This is a genomic window from Xanthomarina sp. F1114 (assembly GCF_026410255.1).
Taxonomy (GTDB): Bacteria; Bacteroidota; Bacteroidia; order Flavobacteriales; family Flavobacteriaceae; genus Xanthomarina.
In genome coordinates this window covers 97,336-115,810 of sequence record NZ_JAPMLL010000008.1, presented here as the reverse complement: position 1 = coordinate 115,810, position 18,475 = coordinate 97,336, and the positions used below count along the sequence as shown (strand labels likewise).

17 protein-coding genes are annotated in these 18,475 nt (G+C 33.1%); 3 read left to right on the top strand and 14 right to left on the bottom strand.

The window, feature by feature from the left end; translation table 11 throughout:
• From msrA to OS188_RS08155, 3 genes are all read right to left on the bottom strand, one after another.
• Positions 1-606, bottom strand: a complete 606-nt coding sequence (msrA, locus tag OS188_RS08165; RefSeq protein ID WP_416236527.1) for a peptide-methionine (S)-S-oxide reductase MsrA — start codon at positions 604-606, stop codon at positions 1-3.
• Positions 607-787: 181 nt separating this feature from the next.
• Positions 788-1,567 carry a zinc ribbon domain-containing protein gene (locus OS188_RS08160; RefSeq protein WP_267148340.1) on the bottom strand — a complete coding sequence of 260 codons (780 nt, stop codon included), beginning with the start codon at positions 1,565-1,567 and terminating at the stop codon, positions 788-790.
• Between the two features lie 3 nt (positions 1,568-1,570).
• Positions 1,571-2,665, bottom strand: a complete 1,095-nt coding sequence (locus tag OS188_RS08155; RefSeq protein ID WP_267148339.1) for a Nif3-like dinuclear metal center hexameric protein — start codon at positions 2,663-2,665, stop codon at positions 1,571-1,573.
• Positions 2,666-2,717: 52 nt separating this feature from the next.
• On the opposite strand from OS188_RS08155, the gene lpxK reads away from it, so the two are divergent.
• Positions 2,718-3,722 (top strand): tetraacyldisaccharide 4'-kinase, encoded by a 1,005-nt coding sequence (lpxK, locus tag OS188_RS08150; protein WP_267148338.1) that lies wholly within the window; start codon positions 2,718-2,720, stop codon positions 3,720-3,722.
• Here lpxK and OS188_RS08145 read toward each other — a convergent pair.
• The 10 genes from OS188_RS08145 to OS188_RS08100 all read right to left on the bottom strand — a co-directional run bounded on the left by OS188_RS08145 (position 3,719) and on the right by OS188_RS08100 (position 13,593).
• Positions 3,719-5,944 (bottom strand): ATP-binding protein, encoded by a 2,226-nt coding sequence (locus OS188_RS08145; protein ID WP_267148337.1) that lies wholly within the window; start codon positions 5,942-5,944, stop codon positions 3,719-3,721. The genes lpxK and OS188_RS08145 overlap by 4 nt on opposite strands.
• Positions 5,945-5,993: 49 nt before the next feature.
• Positions 5,994-6,992, bottom strand: a complete 999-nt coding sequence (gene gap / locus OS188_RS08140) for a type I glyceraldehyde-3-phosphate dehydrogenase (protein WP_267148336.1) — start codon at positions 6,990-6,992, stop codon at positions 5,994-5,996.
• Positions 6,992-7,870: a lipoyl synthase gene (gene lipA / locus OS188_RS08135; protein WP_267148335.1), complete on the bottom strand. Its 879-nt coding sequence runs from the start codon at positions 7,868-7,870 to the stop codon at positions 6,992-6,994. The genes gap and lipA overlap by 1 nt, the downstream gene beginning before the upstream one ends.
• A 102-nt stretch (positions 7,871-7,972) precedes the next feature.
• On the bottom strand, positions 7,973-8,527 hold the full coding sequence (locus OS188_RS08130; RefSeq protein ID WP_267148334.1) for an RNA polymerase sigma factor: 555 nt from the start codon (positions 8,525-8,527) through the stop codon (positions 7,973-7,975).
• Entirely contained in the window at positions 8,518-9,630 is a 1,113-nt protein-coding gene (locus OS188_RS08125) for a glycosyltransferase (RefSeq protein WP_267148333.1), read from the bottom strand. The genes OS188_RS08130 and OS188_RS08125 overlap by 10 nt, the downstream gene beginning before the upstream one ends.
• 6 nt (positions 9,631-9,636) lie before the next feature.
• Complete coding sequence (locus OS188_RS08120) at positions 9,637-9,840, bottom strand: membrane or secreted protein (RefSeq protein ID WP_267148332.1); 204 nt, start codon at positions 9,838-9,840, stop codon at positions 9,637-9,639.
• 153 nt (positions 9,841-9,993) lie between these two features.
• On the bottom strand, positions 9,994-10,785 hold the full coding sequence (locus OS188_RS08115; RefSeq protein ID WP_267148331.1) for an anti-sigma factor: 792 nt from the start codon (positions 10,783-10,785) through the stop codon (positions 9,994-9,996).
• Between the two features lie 8 nt (positions 10,786-10,793).
• Positions 10,794-11,327, bottom strand: coding sequence for an RNA polymerase sigma factor (locus tag OS188_RS08110; protein ID WP_267148330.1), 534 nt, complete (start codon positions 11,325-11,327; stop codon positions 10,794-10,796).
• 62 nt (positions 11,328-11,389) lie between these two features.
• Positions 11,390-12,403, bottom strand: a complete 1,014-nt coding sequence (gene murB / locus OS188_RS08105; protein ID WP_267148329.1) for a UDP-N-acetylmuramate dehydrogenase — start codon at positions 12,401-12,403, stop codon at positions 11,390-11,392.
• The gene (locus OS188_RS08100; protein WP_267148328.1) at positions 12,403-13,593 is read right to left on the bottom strand and encodes a pyridoxal phosphate-dependent aminotransferase; all 1,191 of its coding nucleotides are present in this window, start codon (positions 13,591-13,593) and stop codon (positions 12,403-12,405) included. The genes murB and OS188_RS08100 overlap by 1 nt, the downstream gene beginning before the upstream one ends.
• Positions 13,594-13,817: 224 nt before the next feature.
• Between OS188_RS08100 and OS188_RS08095 the strand changes: the two genes are divergently transcribed.
• Positions 13,818-15,146 (top strand): PDZ domain-containing protein, encoded by a 1,329-nt coding sequence (locus OS188_RS08095; protein ID WP_267148327.1) that lies wholly within the window; start codon positions 13,818-13,820, stop codon positions 15,144-15,146.
• Between the two features lie 56 nt (positions 15,147-15,202).
• Here the strand turns inward: OS188_RS08095 and OS188_RS08090 are convergent, their stop codons facing one another.
• Entirely contained in the window at positions 15,203-15,628 is a 426-nt protein-coding gene (locus OS188_RS08090; RefSeq protein ID WP_267148326.1) for a DUF1573 domain-containing protein, read from the bottom strand.
• 186 nt (positions 15,629-15,814) lie between these two features.
• Here OS188_RS08090 and OS188_RS08085 point away from each other — a divergent pair, with 186 nt between their 5' ends.
• The gene (locus tag OS188_RS08085) at positions 15,815-18,451 is read left to right on the top strand and encodes a valine--tRNA ligase (protein WP_267148325.1); all 2,637 of its coding nucleotides are present in this window, start codon (positions 15,815-15,817) and stop codon (positions 18,449-18,451) included.
• Positions 18,452-18,475: the final 24 nt, after the last annotated feature.

Below are 18,475 nucleotides of genomic sequence, written 5' to 3'. Positions count from 1 at the left end.
TTACTTCTTATTTTCTTTGAGTAATTCAGGGAATTTACTTTTAAACTTTTTTAACCTTGGAATGGATACATTCTGTATATACGAGTTTTCTGGATGAAGTTTTTCGTAGTTTTGATGGTAATCTTCTGCAATCCAAAACTGAGTGAAAGGGTAAACTTCAGCAGCAATAGAGGCATTCAGTTTTTTAGCTAGGACTTCTTTTTTTTCTTCAATAATTTGTTTTTGTTCATCATTTTGATAGAAAATAATAGACCGATATTGAGATCCCTTATCTGGACCTTGACCATTTACTTGGGTTGGATTTTGAGAGCCAAAATACACATCTACCAAAGTAGAAAAACTAACTTGCTCTGGATTATAAATAACTTCAACAGCTTCGGCATGACCTGTTCTTCCAGTATTACTAGATGCGTATGTCGGGTTTTTTGTATGTCCGCCAGCATACCCAGAAATAACTTCTTCTACGCCATAAACGCTTTCGTAAATAGCTTCCACACACCAAAAACAACCACTGGCAAAATATGCTTTTGCTTTTCCGTTCTGTAAAGGAACTTCAATGGGTGTGGCATTTATTACAGCTTGTTGTTCTGTGTTCTGTTGTGCCATATTATTGCAACTAAATAATAGAACAGCTAATAGAGTAGGGAATAGGGATTTTATATTGAGCATTGTTTTCTTTTTAAAGTTGGTCGGGATAAAGATAAAAACCTTAAAATATAATGCTGATAATTTTAAATAAAAAAGCCCTCATAAATATGAAGGCTTTAAAATATATTATTGAAATGGCTTATAGTTTAGAAAACATTTTGTCCATTTTTTCTTTTTGTTCTTCAGCTAAGGCAGCATCTACAAGAATACGACCACTATGCTCGTCTGTAATAATTTTTTTACGAGAAGCAATCTCCACCTGTACTTGTGGCGGGATAGTAAAGAAAGAACCACCAGAAGCACCTCTTTCAATTGGTACAACTGCAAGTCCGTTTTTTACATTAACTCTAATTCGAGTATAAGCTTTTACTAAACGTTCTTCAATATTTGATTTGTACTCTTCAGACTTTTTAATCAAAGCAGTTTCTTCTTTTTCAGTTTCCGCTAAAATAGCATCCAATTCACTCTTTTTGTGTTTTAAATGCGACTGACGCTCTTTTAAACGATCTTTAGTTTCAGAAATAACTACTTTTTTCTGTTCTATTTGAACTTTAAATTCTTTAATATGCTTTTCGGCAAGTTGAATCTCTAAATCTTGAAATTCAATTTCCTTAGTAATCGAGTTAAATTCTCTGTTATTTCTAACATTTTTTTGTTGCTCGTTGTATTTTTTTATTAGCGATTTAGATTCTTCAATTAGATTCTTTTTGTCGCTAATTTGGTTGTCTATAGACTCTAAGCTAGATTCTAATTTCTCTAATCTAGTGCTTAGTCCGGCAACTTCATCTTCTAAATCACGAACCTCTAAAGGAAGTTCTCCACGAACATTTCTAATTTCATCGATACGAGAATCGATAAGTTGTAAGTCGTATAAATCTCTTAAACGCTCTTCTACAGTTGCTTCTTTCTTTTTTGCCATAGTTTAAAAATACTTAACAGGATTGGTGTTTGTCTTTGATAAAACGATTGCAAAATTAGTGATTTTTTTTGTAAGATATGCAACTAAAAGGTTTTTTGTGAATTGTTCACTTTCATAATGCCCAATATCTGCCAAAACAATCTGGTTCTCAGCTGCAAAAAAGTCGTGATACTTTAAATCTGCAGTCACAAAAATGTCGGCCTGAGCAGCCATAGCCGCCCCAATAGCAAAACTTCCTGAGCCGCCTAAAACAGCTACATTTTTAATGTTTTTATTAAGTTTTTTAGAATGTCTAATGCCTGCAGCTTGCATATTGGTTTTTAGAAGATTGAAAAAATCGGATTCAGACATTTCCTCTTCCAGTTCTCCAATCATTCCCATTCCAATATTTTGATTTTTATTTTCAAGTGTTGTTATTTCATAAGCAACTTCTTCATAAGAATGAGTTTTAAAAAGTGCTTTTAGAATTTGAGATTCTAAGTGTTTTGGAAAAGTAACAGAAATTTGAGTTTCTGCTTCCCGATGAGTTTCTCCTTTTTTTCCAAGGGTTGGATTAGAATCTTCATTGCCTTTATAGGTGCCAATTCCTTCTGTATTAAAACTACAGTTGTTGTAATTTCCAATGCTTCCTGCTCCTGCTTCAAATAGAGCGCTTCTTAGAGTTTCAGCTTCATTCTTTGGGACAAAAGTAATAAGCTTCTTGATGGTTTGACCTTGTGGAATTAAAATCTTACGGTTTTTTAAACCTAGTTTTTCACAAATCATATTGTTAACTCCCAAGACGGAATTATCTAGAGCCGTATGCATGGCGTAAATGGCTATGTCGTTTTTTAGCGCTTTTATTACCACACGCTCTACATAATTGCTGCCAGTTAGCGTTTTTAAACCTTTAAAAATAATGGGATGAAAGCTAACAATCAGATTGCAATTAGCTTCTATAGCTTCGTCAACTACAGTTTCTAAAGTATCTAAGGTAACTAGAACTCCAGTTAATTTCTGGTTTTTATTTCCAACAAGTAAGCCTACATTGTCGAAATCTTCGGCGTAAGCTAAAGGAGAAAGTGCTTCAATATGATTTATGACATCTTGAACTATCATAATTTTATGTTATTAAGTTTCAAACAAAGATAAAATTTTTAATTTCGCTTTAATGAAATTCTTACGCTACATCTTATTTCCTATTGTTCCAATCTATTATTTAGTGACTTGGACCAGGAATAAATTATACGACTTGGGTTGGAAGAAAAGCAAATCTTATGCATTTCCGATTATTTGTGTCGGTAACTTAAGTGTTGGTGGTACTGGAAAATCGCCAATGATTGAATATTTGGTTCGCTTATTAAAATCTGATTATAAACTGGCCACTTTAAGTAGAGGATATAAACGTGAAAGTGAAGGTTTTAAATTGGCTGGTACTACAGATTCTGCAAAAACCCTTGGTGATGAACCTTTTCAATTTTATAATAAATTCGGGGATGAGATTCTAGTTGCTGTAGACGCAAATAGACAAAATGGGATAGAAAATTTGCATGCTTTGAATAATAAGCCAGATGTAATTTTGTTGGATGATGCTTTCCAACATAGAAAAGTACATGCTGGGTTTAATATCCTGTTAACGGCATACGGAGATTTGTATTGTAACGATATTGTTTTGCCAACAGGAAACCTTAGAGAACCTAAAAAAGGGGCTAAACGAGCTCATATAATTGTGGTAACTAAGTGCCCAATTAATATATCTGATAAGGAAAAAGAAGAGATTAGAGTTAGATTAAATACGGAAGCTGGTCAGTCGGTTTTTTTTAGTTCAATTTCTTATTCTAATAATATTTTCTCCCAAACAGAACGTCTAGGGTTAGCTCAATTAAAGGGTTTTACATTGGTTACTGGAATTGCGAATCCAGATCCGTTGATTCAATATTTAAAGTCGAATAATTTAGAGTTTAATCATTTAAATTTTAAAGATCATCATAATTTTTCTGCTAAGGAAATTTTAGATTTATCCCGTTTGGATTTTATTCTTACAACCGAAAAAGACTTTATGAGATTAAAGGATGAGAAATCCTTAAAAGATAAATTATTTTACCTTCCAATTGAGGTTTCTTTAGATAAACCTGAGGAATTTAATAAGGAGATTTTAGACTATTTAAAATCTTAAACCGTTTGAGAATCTTGTTGAATCAATGCTTCATATAGCTTTTTCTCAAAGTCCTCTTGTTTGAAAGGTTTAGAAATAATATCATCGAATCCGGCTTCATCAAATTCGTGCATTTTATCTTCCAAAGTAACAGCTGTAAGCGCAAAAATAGTAATGTTCTTATTAAAAGTTCTAATAATTCTGGTAGCTTCTAAACCGCTAATGCCTGGCATGTGGATATCCATTAAAATAACGTGATAATCTTTGTGCTTAACTATGTCTACGGCATCTTCTCCATTATCTACTACATCACAATTTAACTTCATTTTGTTAAGGATTTTCTTGGTAATCATTTGATTGATTTTGTTATCCTCAACAACTAGAATGTTAATGTCTTGCAGGTCTATTTCATTCATGTTTTCGAAGTAGTGAATTTCTTTGTGTTTCTCTACTTTTTCTGCATATTTCAATGGTATTTCAAAGATGAATTTAGAGCCTTTTCCAAGTTCACTTTCTAAAGAAATAGTTCCTTTTAGAATTTGTATTAAGCCTTTTACAATAGAAAGACCAAGTCCTGTTCCTCCATATTTTCTGTTAATTTGAATAGAACCTTGAGAAAAGCTTTCGAAAAGTTGATTTTGCTTTTCTTGACTTATTCCTATTCCATTATCTTCAATTTCAAATCTAACTTGATAGGTGTCATCAGTTTTATTACTTAAAATGGCTCTTACCCATATATCTCCATCTTTTGTAAACTTGATGGCATTCCCCACTAAATTGATTAAAATTTGTGAGATTTTAATTTGATCTGCTATAAAATTCACCGGAAGCTCCGAATCGTACTCTAAATGAATTTTAATATTATTGTCTGCTGCAGAGTTGTTTAAGGCAGCAATGATGTTGGTCATTTTCTTTTTAAGGCTAAAAGCTTCCTGTTCTATATCAACTTTATTAGCTTCAATTTTATTAATTTGAAGAATGTCGTTGATAAAAGTTAGTAGGTAATCTCCAGAGAATTTTAAAGACTTTAAATGCTGAACTTGATTTGGTTTTGGGTTTTCTTCCAGTAGCATATTAGTTAATCCCGTTACAGCATAAAGTGGCGTTCTTAACTCGTGGGTTACAGTAGACAAGAAATTAGCTTTTGTTTTTGACGCTAGTTCTGCCTTTTCTTTAGCAACAATTAACTCTGCATTTTTTTTGTGCAGCATGTTATTTGTTTTTAGTCTAATATTATTGTTTTTATAAAGAGATAAGGTTAATAGAGATAAAATTGTAATTAAAGCAATACTTAAAATAGTGGTTAACTTGTTAAGATTATTAGCGGCTTTTTGCTCTTCCAAATCTGCCATTTGCTTTTTCTGATATTCAGTTTGGTTGTCTATAAGTAATTGTAGTCTCTTTTCTTGAGAAAGACTGTTTCGTTTTAAAGACAATAAAGAATCGTGAAGCGTAATGTGGTTTCTTAAGTATTCGTTGGCTAATTGGTAGTTTCCTGTTTCTTGAACCAAGTAGCTTAGAGATAAATACCCGTCATTTAATACATTATTAAAGTCGTTGCCTTTAGCTATCTCCAAACCTTCAGTAGCTTGTTTTAAAGCCTCTTGCTTTTCTCCTAAATTAAATAAAGCTGTGCCTAAATGTATTTTTGCACTACTTAAAATTTTTCTTAGATCGTATCTTTTTGCTATAACTATAGATTCTAAGAGATGCGATTTTGCACGTTTATAGTCTTTTAATTGTATATAAGTAATACCTTCTTTTAGAAGAACTTCAGCCACAAAATTATTTAAACCTTCTTGTTCAAAAAGTGTTTTAGAAGATTTGTAATAATCTAAAGCTTGCTGATATTGTTTTTTACTGGAATAAACATTTCCTAAAATCTTATAGGTTTCCGCTAGATTAATATCGTCTTTAGCAAAACGTTGAACCTCGTTTGCCTTAATAAGAGATTTTATAGCGTCGTCTGGTTCTTCAATAATATATTGTAGCTTTCCTATTTTAGAATAAATAATACCAATGCTTTTTTGGTTGTCTATTTTTATGGCTAAAGCTAAAGCTTCTTCATATTTTTCTTTGGCTTCGTAGTAGGCATTTTTATCAATGTCGTTTTGGGCTTGATTTATACGAAAGTCTATGGTATTTTGAATAGTTTCAGGGTCTTCATCCATAGAAGTTTGAGATGAAGCGCTAAAGCTCAACAACAGTATAATAGCACATATGTAATTGTTGAATCGGGACATTTTTTTAGTTAACTAGTAAAAACAAATATAAATATTTATTCGATAAAAGCTACTTTTTTATCGACATATTGCAAATTAAATCAATTATCCGACTGGAATATCCTGTTTCGTTGTCGTACCAACCAATTATTTTCACCATGTTTCCTATAACAGAAGTCATTTGAGAATCGAAGATACAAGAGTGTGTATTTCCAACTATATCTATAGAAACTATTGGATCTTCTGTGTATTCTAAAATTCCTTTATAACTATTTTGCGAGGCATTTTTAAACGCATTGTTAATATCCTCAATGCTCACTGTTCTTTCTACATTAAAGGTAATATCGGTTAAGGAACCATTTGCAACTGGCACTCTAATTCCACAACCTCCAATAACCTCTGATAATTCTGGAAACACTTTAGTTAAAGCTTTTGCAGCTCCAGTAGTTGTAGGAACTATAGATTGGCCAGCAGCTCTGGCACGGCGTAAGTCTTTATGAGGTTGATCATGCAAACTTTGATCTGTAGTGTAAGAATGCACAGTTGTTATATATGCTTGCTTTACGCCGCAAAGTTTGTTGATTATATCAATCATTGGTGCAGCGTTATTTGTGGTGCAAGAAGCATTAGATACTATGTTTTCGTCTCCGGTAAGTATCGAGTTATTAACCCCTAATACAAGGGTTTTTATATCATCCTCTAATGGCGGAACACTTAAAATAACCTTTTTAGCACCGTTTTTAATGTGATTTTCTAAAGCTTCACGAGTTTTAAACTTTCCACTGGCCTCTATAACTATATCCACTTGATAAGGTTTCCAATTGATGTCTTTTGGATGATTGGCTCTAGAAAAAGGAATCTTTCTATTGTTTACAATTATATGTGTTTCATCAAAAGAAACCTGTTCTTTAAAGATGCCATGAATACTATCGTATTTAAGAAGATGGCTTAAAGTTTTAGTGTCTGCAAGATCGTTTACAGCAACAACTTGAATGTTTTTATTGTCTTGTAATAGTCTGAAAACGCGTCTACCAATACGCCCAAAACCGTTTATAGCAACATGAATCATTAATTTATATGTTTTTGAGCTTTATAAGACGAACGAACCAAAGCACTACTTTCTACATGTCTAAAACCTAAATCTAATCCAATGTGTTTATATTCGTCAAATTGATCTGGCAATATAAATTGCTTGACAGGTAAATGCTTTTTACTTGGTTGTAAATATTGACCAATAGTTACTACATCTACATCATTTTCTCTAAGATCGTGTAGAGTTTCAATAACCTCTTCACGGGTTTCTCCAAGTCCTAACATAACTCCAGACTTGGTTCTTCGCTGACCTTGTTCTTTTAAGTATTTTAAAACCCCAAGACTTCGGTCGTATTTTGCCTGAATTCTAACCTCTCTTGTTAAACGTCTTACCGTTTCTATATTATGAGACACAACTTCTGGAGCCACATCTATAATTCTATCTATATGTTGTTCTATTCCTTGGAAATCGGGAATTAAGGTTTCTAACGTAGTTTCTGGATTCATTCTACGAACAGATTTTACAGTTTCTGCCCACATAATGCTTCCCATATCTTTTAAGTCGTCTCTATCTACACTTGTTAAAACGGCATGTGTAATTTTCATCAGTTTTATAGAGCGAGCTACTTTTTCTGGTTCGTCCCAATCTAAAGTTTCTGGACGTCCTGTTTGAACCCCACAAAAACCACAGGAACGGGTGCAAATATTACCCAAAATCATAAAAGTTGCTGTTCCTTCTCCCCAACATTCTCCCATATTCGGACAGCTTCCAGAGGTACAAATGGTATTTAATTTATACTTGTCCACAAGACTTCTTAGTTCGGTATATTTTTTACCAGTAGGTAATTTTACGCGTAACCATTTAGGTTTGGCCTCTCTTGCAGGTAAGGTGTTTGAAGCTGTTTTGATGTCCATTTACAGAGTTTTTTGGTAAAACAAAGATACAAAAGTAAGATAGAACTATTACTTAAGCTAAATAAAAATGGAGGGTGAAAAAGGCCTTTTTGTAAAAAAGTTTCAGTTCGACTTATTCTTTATTATAGCAGCAAGTAGCTTTTTTGCTCTTAACAATTTTACTTTTACGTTATTAATGGGCTCATTTAGCTCTTTAGAAATATCTTTATAGCTTAACTCTTGAAAGTACCTTAAATTAATTACCTCCTGATAGTGAGGTTTTAGCTTTTTAATATCGCGGAGTAATTTGGCTAAATTTTGTTCGGTAATTAATTTGTCTTCAGCAGAAGGAGACTCATCTAAAATATCGTAAAACGAATCGTCATTGTCGTTGGAAATAGAGCGGGAAGGTTGTCTTTTTTCTTTTCGTAATAAATCAATATGAATATTTTTAGAAATAGTGATTAACCAGGTTTTAAAAACATACTTATCGTTAAACGAAGCGATTTTATCAAAAGCCTTAGAGAAAGTTTGAATTGTGATATCTTCGGCGTCGTTTTCATTTTCTATGCGTTTAAGCTGAAAACCATAGACGTAATCCCAATACGAATCTAATAGAAAGTTAAATGCTTTTTGATCGTTTTGTTTAGCTTTTTGTATAGCTTCTTTTATTTCCAATGTTTAGGTTTAGAGATCAAGTTGTTTATAAAGATACTTAATTGGAAAGCTATTAAAAAAAGTTCTAAAACGGGAATGTAAATTAATAAATCTTTTTCCTTGAGCTTTTTAGAGGCTTGATTATAAACAATAAACTGAGCAATATTCCTAATTAGAAATAAGCAAATTACAAACTCCCATTTAAAGAGTGGAATTAATAAACCTATGGCTAAAACCCAAAATAAAATATTGGAAATATAAAATAGGGCTAAAAAGACTTTGTGTTTGGTTTTGTAATGATTGGCAGTTGTTATATGTCTTCTTTTTTGAAAAAGCCATTCTTTAAAAGTGGTTTTAGGGGTAGATTGGGTAAAACTTTCGGAAGAAAAGCAAATTTCTGTATTTTCTGCTGTAGCTATTTGATTAATAAATAAATCATCGTCTCCCGAACGAATATACATATGACTCATAAATCCATTAGCATTAAAAAACGCTTCTTTTGTATAAGCTAAGTTCCTGCCAACTCCCATATAAGGCATGCCCAATTTTGCAAATGAAAAATACTGAACAGCGGTTAAAAATGTTTCGTAACGAATGAGCTTGTTAAGAAACGATTTTTTAATCTTTGTGTAAGAGCCATAACCTAGTACTATGGATTTTTTATCGCTAAAATGAGAACTCATTTCGCTAATCCAATGTTTTGATACAGGTTTACAATCTGCATCTGTAAATAGAAGGTGATTATGCTTTGCGGCTTTAATACCAAGTGTTAATGCATATTTTTTATTGGCCCAAAACGCCTCGTTGTTCACTACATTAACTAGTTTTATGTTTTCGTGTTGGAGTGCAAAGGCCTCCATAACTTCAAAAGTGTTGTCGTAAGAAGCGTCATTAATCAATACAATTTGAAAATCTGAATAGTCTTGATTAATAATGGAAGGCAAGAATATTTTTAAATTCTCTGCTTCATTTTTAGCGCAAACTATAACTGATACTGGAATTGATTTGGTGGATATCTTTTCTTCTTTTAGGAAAGCGAATTTTCCGAAGAAAAAAATTAAGTATATAACTTGAATAATAACTACCACCAAAAAGGCGTAGAATGCCACATCAAGTATCAACATACAGCGTTATGAATGTGAAGGTTCGTTACAATCGGCATACTGCTCTGGGGTTTTTCCACAAAAACCACAAGATTCCCCATTTTTGTTAAGGGCAGGATTTTGACTGGCACATGTGCCGGCAAATTTTCCGTCTTTTTTCGCCCAAAGTTTAATAGCAATACCAGCGATGGCAATACCTAATAAAATTAAAGTTATAAAGAATAATTTCATGTTATGCTTAGTTTAATTTTAAGGCTTGTTTAAAATGGCCTCAAATTTTAGTGCAAAAATACGATTTTTTAATGAGAAGAGATAAAAATAAAGCCTCACATTTTTTAATAAAAGTGAGGCTTTAAACTAAAAAGTTTATGGCGCTTTTTAATTTTATTTTTGTAGAGTGATTTCTGCTACAGAATTCTCTTTGGATCCTGTCTGATTTCCTCCTTTATTCTCAATAGTTATACTTAAGCCTAAAGCGTTTTCAGTGTAAGGAATCTGTTTTAATTCTCTGTCTGTTTCACTCAAAATTCCTAGACTAACCATATTGTCCTGAACTTGAGCCCAAATTTGATAACACTTTTCCTCTGGTAGTTGTGGTAAAGAAACCACATCTATCATAGATGTTTTCTCTTTAGGGTTAATATAAGCAACTGTTTTAAGGTTCTTAGCTCTGTTGTTTCCCTTAATAATGTATTTTTCTGTTTCCGGATTATTAAGTTGTTTAAACTGCAACATAATATCTGTTAGTTTGCTGTTATTTAGGCTAATATCATTCCTTAAGTCGTATATCTCATCTACAATTTTTTGGTTTTCAGTTTTTAAGCTGATGTTTTGTGTATAAAATATAAACGAAGTTCCAGCAAAAATTAAAGCCGCAAAACAAGCAGCAATACTTAAGTGGTACCACTTTTTGTATTTGTTTGATGGTTTTATACTAACTACTGGAGCATTATCTAACTCATTTAAAATATTATTTAAAATGTGTTTAGGAGCTTCAACGGCTTGACTTTTAGAAGCGATTTCTAAATTAGCTTGTAAGGCGTTGTAGGCATTCTGAACCTCTGGGTATTTAGATAGGTAAGTTTCAACTTTCTCTGTTTCAGCAAAAGTTGTATCACCTAAAAGATACTTTTCTAATAGGTCAGAATTTAAAAATGTATTTATTTTATCATTCATGACTCGGTTTATTCTGGATCGTAAATTTTTTTCAATTCACGTAATCCTATTTTTAATCTTGATTTAATAGTCCCAAGTGGAATATCCAATTCATCACTTGCTTCTTGTTGTGTCATGCCCTCAAAATAGAGCGCATTAATTACTATTTGATATTTTTCGTCTATGGATTTTAAATGGGTTTTAAGATCCATAACATCTTGATTTAAACTCTCCGATGTTAACTTATATACGTTAGAAGCTTCAATTTGGATTTCCTTACTTGTTTTATTTGTTTGCGATCTTACTTTGTCGATAGCTGTATTGTAAGCAATTCGATAAAGCCAAGTAAATAATTTAGCTTTCTTACTGTTATACGATTTTGCGTTTTTCCAGACCTTAATAAAGGTTTCTTGTAAGGCGTCTTGAGCGAGTTCCTCGTCGTTTAACACCTTTAAAATCACACCATATAAGGCATCTGCATAATTTTCATATAGCAGAGTAATGGCTTTTTTATCTCCTTTTTGGAGTAAGCCAACTATTTCCAATTCGATGGGTGTACTCAAGTTTGGTTAATTATAAGATTATTATATGATGCAAAAAATCAAAGTTAGAGATTTTTTTTAATTTAAATAATATTTACTTCAGCATCTATTACAATGTTAAAAAGCTGCTTGACAGTTTTTTGGATTAACCTTGCCAATTCCAAGATTTCTTGGCCCTTTGCATTTCCGTAGTTTACTAATACTAAAGCTTGCTCTTTATGAACGCCATATTCTCCAAATTGTTTTCCTTTAAAGCCTGCTTTCTCAATAAGCCAACCTGCAGGAACTTTTATTTCTGTTTCAGAAACAGGGTATCCAGGAATATCCGGGAAGTTTTCTTGTAATTTCGAGTAAATCTCTGTTGAAACAACAGGGTTTTTAAAGAAGCTACCACTATTGCCTATTTGTTTTGGATCTGGCAGCTTGCTTTGTCTAATTTTTATCACAGCTTGAGAAACATCTTGAATGCTGGGATGTATAATATTCATTATAGCTAATTGATTAGCAATAGATCCATAAGAGGTGTGAAGGGTGTGAGGCTTTTTGGAAAGTTTAAATGTAACATTACAAATAATACATTTTCCTTTTTTCTCTTGTTTAAAAATGGAATTTCTATAACCGAACTTACAGGCCTCTTTTGAATATGTTTTTAAGGTTTTTGAAGCTATATCTAAAGCTTGGCAAGACACAAAAGAGTCTTTTAGTTCCACGCCATAAGCTCCAATATTCTGAATAGGAGCCGAGCCAACATTTCCTGGAATTAAAGACAGGTTTTCAAGTCCGCCAAAATTATTAGCTAAGCACCAAAGAACAAACTCGTGCCAGTTTTCGCCAGCATTAGCTTGTATTAAAACAGAATCTTCGTCTTCAGAAACAATAGAAATGCCCTTGATATTTAAATGCAATACAAGGGCATCAATATTTTTTGTTAGTAACATATTACTTCCTCCTCCTAACACAAAAATGTCTGGATAGCCTTCTAAAGAAAGTGCTTGTTTTAGCTCTACAATACTGTTTATAGTAACAAAATGTTTGGCCAAAGCATCTATCCCAAAGGTGTTATATGTCTTTAAAGATATGTTGTGTTTAATTTGCACTAATCTTTATATACTTTAAGGGCTTCTTTTAAAATGCTCACAGCTTTTATAAGACTTTCCTGATTTAAAACATAGGCAATTCTAATTTGGTTTAATCCAACTCCTGGAGTAGAATAAAAACCAGCTGCAGGAGCTACCATAACAGTTTCTCCATCAACGTCAAAACTTTCTAAAAGCCACTGTGCAAATGCATCCGAGTTTTTTACAGGGAGTTCTACAATGCAGTAAAAGGCTCCTTTAGGTTTAGCTACTTTTACTCCGTCTATTTTTTCTAACTCAGAAATCAAGGTGTTTCTGCGTTCAACATATTCTTCTATAACCCCATCAAAATAACTTTGTGGTGTTTGTAAGGCTGCTTCACTGGCAATTTGCGCTAAAGTTGGCGGACTTAATCTAGCCTGAGCAAATTTTAATGCAGTATTTATTACTTCTTTGTTTTTTGAAACCAAACAACCTATCCTTGCGCCACACATGCTATAACGTTTAGATACAGAATCGATCATTATGGCATGGTCTGCTATACCTTCTTCCTGCATAATAGAATAATGCGCAATACCATCGTATGCAAACTCTCTATAAACTTCATCCGAAATTAAAAAGAGGTCATGTTTTTTTACGATATCAGCTAATTTTCCTATTTCTTCTTTAGAATATAGATAACCAGTAGGATTTCCGGGATTACAAATTAAAATTGCTTTTGTTTTAGGCGTGATTAACTTTTCAAATTCCTCGATTGGAGGTAAAGCAAAGTTGTCTTCAATTTTAGAAATTACAGGAACAATATTTACACCGGAAGCTGTAGAGAATCCGTTGTAATTAGCATAAAAAGGCTCTGGAATAATAATTTCATCATCTGTATCCATAACACTTCCAAAGGCAAACATTAAAGCCTCGCTTCCTCCTGTAGTTACAATAATATTATCTTTAGTAACTTGAATGTCGTGCTTGCTGTAGTAATCGGCAATTTTTGCTCTGTATTTATCAGAACCTTCAGATCTTGTATAAGCTAAAATGTCTAGAGAGTGCACTCTAACAGCGTCTAGAGCTATTTCAGGAGTTTTAATATCTGGCTGACCAATATTTAAATGATATACAGTTTTTCCTCGACTATAAGCCAATTCAGCATAAGGTACTAGCTTTCTAATTGGCGATTGTGGCATGTGCTGCCCTTTTTTTGATATTGCTGGCATAATTAGGATGTATTAAAGAAGCAAAGTTCTAAAAATATTCTGAAAGGTTTTTAAAATTGTCTTAAAGTTTTTGTAAATTCAATTATAAGAACTTTAGAGAGGGTTTTATAGAGCTTTAAGTGCTTGGCAGATTGATTGTTAATGTCTTATTGTGTTTCTTTTTGTTTGAGTGGTTTTAGAGTTTTTAAAAGTGTAAATTCTGTCTATTTTTAATACGCACCTATATGAAACAGTTTATCTGGTTTTTACTTTTTGCTTGTTGCTTTCAAACTGCAGCTTTATCTCAAAGTAAATTTGTTATTCAAAACAAAAAAGAGTCAGATAAAATCCGATTTAAACTAATAAACAATCTCATTATTATCCCGGTCGAAATTAATGGTGTTGCGCTGTCGTTTATATTAGATACAGGCGTGAATAAAACTATTATTTTTAACTTTTTAAATATTTCAGATTCCCTTCAAATTAGAAACACAGAAACCATTTTCTTAAGAGGTTTAGGTGAAGGCGAGGCAGTTAAAGCCTTGAGGTCTACACGTAATTTTTCTAAAATTGGAGATGCTATTAATTTAGATCAAGAGCTGTATGCCGTATATAGTGCACATTTAGATTTTGCACCAAGATTGGGAATTCCTTTACATGGAATTATTGGCTACGATTTGTTTAAAGACTTTGTGGTTGAAATAAATTATGTTTCCAAATATATAAGGCTGACAAATCCGAAGGTTTATAAATATAAATCCTGTCGTTCTTGCGAAATATTACCCATGGAATTTTATAAAAACAAGCCATATATTTATGCAGATGTAAACATTAGAAATAAACAAATTCCAGTAAAACTATTGATAGATTCTGGAGGGAGTGATGCTTTGTGGCTTTTTCAGGAAGATAGTTTAGGGATTGAGGTAGGGGACATGTTTTTTGACGATTTTTTAGGGCATGGCTTAACGGGTAGTGTTTATGGCAAAAGATCTAGGATTTCAGAGGTTTCTTTAAATAGTTTTACCTTGGAAGATGTAAATGTGTCTTTTCCAAATTCAGAGTCTTTAATTTATGTTAAACAACATAAAGATAGAAACGGAAGCGTTGCCGGAGAGCTTTTAAAACGATTTAACCTGATTGTTGACTACTCTAGTAAAACAATGACCTTAAAGAAAAACAAGTATTTTAAAACTCCCTTTAGTTACAATAAAAGTGGGATAGAATTAGCTCAAAATACACTAAGATTGTCTAAAGAGAAAAATTACGACCACCTATCTCAAAACGATTTTATGGAGAATAATACCGCCATTATTTTAAACCCTAAATACAAACTAACACTAAAACCTGCCTATTCTATTGTAGAATTACGAAAGGACTCGCCGGCAGATAGAGCTGGCTTAAAACTTAATGATGTGCTATTAACCATAAACAATAGATCTACAGATAGATATACTTTACAAGAAATTACTCATATATTCTATGGTAAGGCCGGTCAGCGTATAAAGCTGGAAGTAGAAAGAGCCGGAGTTGTGCTGGATTTTGTTTTCTATTTGGAAGATGTGTTTAAGCCATAAAAAAAAACCTTGAGAAATATTTCTCAAGGTTTTTTATTAAGACTAGGTAGTAATTTTTACTCCTGCATAACACTAGAATTCTTTTTCTTAAGAACACTTGTTTTACTTGGGTCAATAACTTCACCTTTAATTTTTAAAGCAACCGTTGGTGTATCTGCATTAGAAATTACTGTTATTGTCTTTCTAATTGGCATCACACGGTTTGTATCGTATTTTACTTGAATTTCACCAGTTTCACCAGGTAAAATTGGTCCTTCCGGTTTTTTTGGAACCGTACATCCACAGCTGGAATTAACTTTAGAAATAATTAAAGGGGCATTTCCGGTATTTGTAAACTCAAATACACGAACACCATCGGCTCCTTTATCTATTGTTCCGTAATCAATAACATCTGTTTTGAATTCAATTTTCGCTGCTTTTTCTTGAGCAGAAACAGAGAAACTCAACAAACTGATAAACAATACTGTAAATAAATGTTTCATAATTTTATGATTTTTTAAGAGGGTAAACTTAGTTACTTTTTAGATGTTTTGCAAAATTATTAGACGTATGACATCATTATAAAAATGTTAAACTTATATAAATAGCGAATATACAGTCAGATAATTTTATCGAAAAAATAAATATAAGTACTTTTGCATGTTATATTTCAAAAACTATTCCAAAGTATGCAAATTCCATCAAAATATGTTGCCGGTCAAGTAGAAAGTAAATGGTACGACTACTGGATGAAACACAATTATTTTCATTCAACACCTGACGAAAGAGAACCATATACCATTGTAATACCTCCTCCAAATGTAACAGGAGTCTTGCATATGGGGCATATGTTAAACAATACAATTCAAGATGTTTTAATCCGTCGCGCCCGTTTATTAGGAAAAAATGCGTGTTGGGTGCCAGGTACAGATCATGCCTCTATTGCAACAGAAGCAAAGGTGGTTGCCAAATTAAAAGAACAAGGAATAGATAAAAATAGTTTAACGCGCGAAGAGTTTTTGGCCCATGCCTGGGATTGGACTCACGAATATGGTGGTGTTATCTTAGAACAACTTAAAAAGTTAGGATGCTCTTGCGACTGGGATAGAACCAAATTTACAATGGATGACGATATGTCTGAATCCGTAATCAAGGTTTTTGTCGATTTGCATAACAAAGGTCTAATTTATCGTGGCTATAGAATGGTTAACTGGGATCCAGAAGCCAAAACCACACTTTCAGACGAAGAGGTAATCCATGAAGAACGTCAAGGACTCTTATACTATCTAGAATATGCTATTGAAGGAAGCGACGAAAAAGTGACAATTGCAACTACACGCCCCGAAACTATTTTGGGAGATACAGCTATTTGTATTAATCCTACCGACGAGCGTTTTTCTCATTTAAAAGGAAAAAAAGCCATTGTGCCATTATGTAATCGCGTCATTCCAATTATAGAAGATGAATATGTGGATGTGGAATTTGGAACAGGATGTTTAAAAGTAACGCCTGCTCACGATGAAAATGATAAGAATCTTGGCGATAAACACAAATTAGAAGTTATTGATATTTTTAACGACGATGCCACTTTAAATAGCTTCGGAATGCATTACGAAGGAAAAGACCGTTTTGTTGTTAGAAAAGAAATTTCAAAAGAATTAGAAGAAAAAGGCTTTTTAGTTAAAACCGAAACACATATAAATAAAGTTGGAACCTCCGAACGTACCAAAGCTGTTATCGAACCTAGATTAAGCGACCAATGGTTCTTAAAAATGGAGGATTTGGTAAAACCTGCTATCGATGCCGTTTTAGGAGAAAATGCCGAAATCAAGTTGTTTCCTAAGAAATTTGAAAACACCTACAGACATTGGATGGAAAATATTCGCGATTGGAATATTTCTAGACAATTACTATGGGGACAACAAATTCCAGCCTATTTCTATGGCGATGGAAAAGAGGATTTTGTGGTGGCAGAAACTATCGAAAAGGCTGTGGAATTAGCAAAAGCTAAAACCAACAATCAGCAGCTAACAGCTAAAGATTTGCGTCAAGATACAGATGCTCTTGATACTTGGTTCTCTTCCTGGTTATGGCCAATGAGTGTGTTTGACGGCATTAGAAATCCAGAAAACGAAGACATTAAATATTACTATCCAACCAATGATTTAGTAACTGGCCCAGACATTTTATTCTTCTGGGTAGCAAGAATGATTATTGCCGGATACGAATATAAAGGTGAAAAACCATTCAATAATGTCTATTTAACAGGTTTGGTGCGTGATAAGCAACGTAGAAAAATGAGCAAATCTCTTGGGAATTCTCCTGATGCTTTAAAACTTATTGACGATTATGGCGCAGACGGCGTTCGGGTTGGTTTGTTATTAAGCTCGGCTGCTGGAAACGACTTAATGTTCGATGAAGCGTTGTGTAACCAAGGAAAAGGCTTTGCTAATAAAATTTGGAATGCCTTTAGACTAGTAGATGGATGGGAAGTTGATAATTCTATTCCACAACCTAAATCGAGCGAAATTGCTATCGATTGGTTTGAAGCGAAGTTTCAAAAAACACTCATCGACCTTGAAGATCATTATAGCAAATACAGATTGTCCGATGCTTTAATGTCGACTTATAAATTAATCTGGGACGATTTTGCTTCCTGGTTATTAGAGATTGTAAAACCAGCTTATCAGCAACCAATTGATGCAAAAACACTAAAAAGTGTGGTTGCTATTTTTGAAGATATTTTAAAAGTATTGCACCCATTTATGCCATTTCTTACGGAAGAAATCTGGCAATATATGTCTGAAAGAACACCAGAAGAAGCTCTTATTATTGCAAGATGGCCAGAAACCAAACCAATTGATGAAAACCTTATTTCAGAATTTGAATTTGCTCAAGAGGTGATTTCAGGAATTAGAACCATTAGAAAAGAAAAGAATATTGCTTTTAAAGATGCTATAGGTTTTTCAGTGATAAATAATGAAAATACAGCAAATACTTTCGATGAGGTTATTGCAAAACTAGGAAATTTAGAACGTATCGCGTACACTTCAGAAGCTGTTGAAGGCGCATTAACTTTTAGAGTAAAATCCAACGAGTATTTTATTCCAATGGCTGGAGCAATTGATGTGGATGCTGAAATTGAGAAACTAAACCAAGAACTTAAATATACCGAAGGCTTTTTAAAATCTGTTCAAAAGAAATTAGCAAACGAACGTTTTGTGGCTGGAGCCCCAGAGCAAGTTATTGCAAACGAGCGCAACAAAGAAGCAGATGCTTTAGCTAAAATTGAAACCTTGAAGGCTAGTTTGGCTAGCTTGAAATAGAAAAATTAACCTGCTAGGCTTTAA

Coding starts and splice junctions, on each gene's coding strand:
- OS188_RS08160 (WP_267148340.1), bottom strand. CDS start 1,567: ATGGCAAAAAAGAAAGAAGCAACTGTAGAAGAGCGTTTAAGAGATTTA.
- gap (WP_267148336.1), bottom strand. CDS start 6,992: ATGATTCATGTTGCTATAAACGGTTTTGGGCGTATTGGTAGACGCGTT.
- OS188_RS08090 (WP_267148326.1), bottom strand. CDS start 15,628: ATGAAACATTTATTTACAGTATTGTTTATCAGTTTGTTGAGTTTCTCT.
- msrA (WP_416236527.1), bottom strand. CDS start 606: ATGGCACAACAGAACACAGAACAACAAGCTGTAATAAATGCCACACCC.
- OS188_RS08145 (WP_267148337.1), bottom strand. CDS start 5,944: ATGTCCCGATTCAACAATTACATATGTGCTATTATACTGTTGTTGAGC.
- OS188_RS08155 (WP_267148339.1), bottom strand. CDS start 2,665: ATGATAGTTCAAGATGTCATAAATCATATTGAAGCACTTTCTCCTTTA.
- OS188_RS08125 (WP_267148333.1), bottom strand. CDS start 9,630: ATGTTGATACTTGATGTGGCATTCTACGCCTTTTTGGTGGTAGTTATT.
- OS188_RS08115 (WP_267148331.1), bottom strand. CDS start 10,785: ATGAATGATAAAATAAATACATTTTTAAATTCTGACCTATTAGAAAAG.
- OS188_RS08120 (WP_267148332.1), bottom strand. CDS start 9,840: ATGAAATTATTCTTTATAACTTTAATTTTATTAGGTATTGCCATCGCT.
- lipA (WP_267148335.1), bottom strand. CDS start 7,870: ATGGACATCAAAACAGCTTCAAACACCTTACCTGCAAGAGAGGCCAAA.
- OS188_RS08085 (WP_267148325.1), top strand. CDS start 15,815: ATGCAAATTCCATCAAAATATGTTGCCGGTCAAGTAGAAAGTAAATGG.
- OS188_RS08095 (WP_267148327.1), top strand. CDS start 13,818: ATGAAACAGTTTATCTGGTTTTTACTTTTTGCTTGTTGCTTTCAAACT.
- OS188_RS08100 (WP_267148328.1), bottom strand. CDS start 13,593: ATGCCAGCAATATCAAAAAAAGGGCAGCACATGCCACAATCGCCAATT.
- lpxK (WP_267148338.1), top strand. CDS start 2,718: ATGAAATTCTTACGCTACATCTTATTTCCTATTGTTCCAATCTATTAT.